The following is a 1,328-nucleotide window of genomic DNA, read 5'->3' on the forward strand; positions in this document are numbered from 1 at the left end:
GAAAACGTCAAACCGACCTTCACCGTTCACATCAACACCGCCCTGGCCCACGACTTGGTCGTGACCCTGAGCAACAACGCTACCGTTACCATCAAGGCTGGCGAAACCAGCGCGCCGTATACCCACGAAGCGCAAGGCGATGACGTCTACAAAGACGCCGGTGAAATCGAGCTGGGTATCAAGTCCGCCGTCGATGTTGACGGCCGTGCCTTCGAAAACCTGCAGTTGGGCGATGCTGCTTCGGTCAAAGTCACCGACACCACCGACGACGTGGTGGCCAAGCTGACCGCTACGCCTTCGGTTACCGAAGGCGGTACGATCACCTACACCATTACGCTGACCAACAAAGACGGTCTGCCGATCGATAAACATTCGGCGCTGACTTTCACGCTGAGCGACGGCACCACCGTCATTACTGTGCCGGCCAACAGCACCAGCGGTTTCACCACCGTGGCTGCTCCGGACAACGTCTACGTCGGTACCAACGACGCGGTGATCAAATCGATCGCCACCGTCGACGGCGCGGATGTCGGCAAGTTCGAGAACCTGGTTCTGGACAAAACGCCGGTCAGCACTGCTGTCACCGACGAACCAGGCTCGGGTACTCCAGGCGCTGGCAACGAAGGCGATTTGGTCAAAGTCACCATCACCGCCGATCAGGTTTCGGTTGCTGAGAACGTCAAACCGACCTTCACCGTTCACATCAACACTGCCCTGGCCCACGACCTGGTCGTGACGCTGAGCAACAACGCTACCGTCACCATCAAGGCCGGTGAAACCAGCGCGCCGTACACCCACGACGCGCAGGGCGATGACGTCTACAAAGACGCCGGTGAAATCGAGTTGGGCGTGAAGTCGGCAGCAGATATCGATGGCCGTGCCTTCGAAAACCTGCAGCTGGGCGATGCGGCCTCGGTCAAAGTCACCGACACCACCGATGACGTCGTGGCCAAGCTGACCGCTACCCCTTCGGTTACCGAAGGTGGCGCAATCACCTACACCATTACGCTGACCAACAAAGACGGCCTGCCGATCGATAAACATTCGGCGCTGACTTTCACCTTGAGTGACGGCACCACCGTCATCACGGTTCCGGCCAACAGCACTATCGGTTTCACCACCGTGGCTGCTCCGGACAACGTCTACGTCGGTACCAACGACGCGGTGATCAAGTCGATCGCTTCGGTGGATGGCGCTGATGTTGGCAAGTTCGAGAACCTGGTTCTGGACAAAACGCCGGTCAGCACTGCTGTCACTGACGAGCCAGGCTCGGGTACTCCAGGCGCTGGCAACGAAGGCGATCTGGTCAAGGTCACCATCACCGCCGA

1 protein-coding gene is annotated in these 1,328 nt (G+C 59.1%); it reads left to right on the forward strand.

All coding sequences use genetic code 11. The features are described from left to right. Nucleotides 1–1,328, forward strand: a 1,328-nt coding sequence (locus QOS90_RS27500; RefSeq protein ID WP_349496970.1) for an immunoglobulin-like domain-containing protein, incomplete at both ends; no start/stop codon positions are given.

Source organism: Pseudomonas sp. LAIL14HWK12:I10, from assembly GCF_900184205.1.
Taxonomy (GTDB): domain Bacteria; phylum Pseudomonadota; class Gammaproteobacteria; order Pseudomonadales; family Pseudomonadaceae; genus Aquipseudomonas; species Aquipseudomonas kermanshahensis.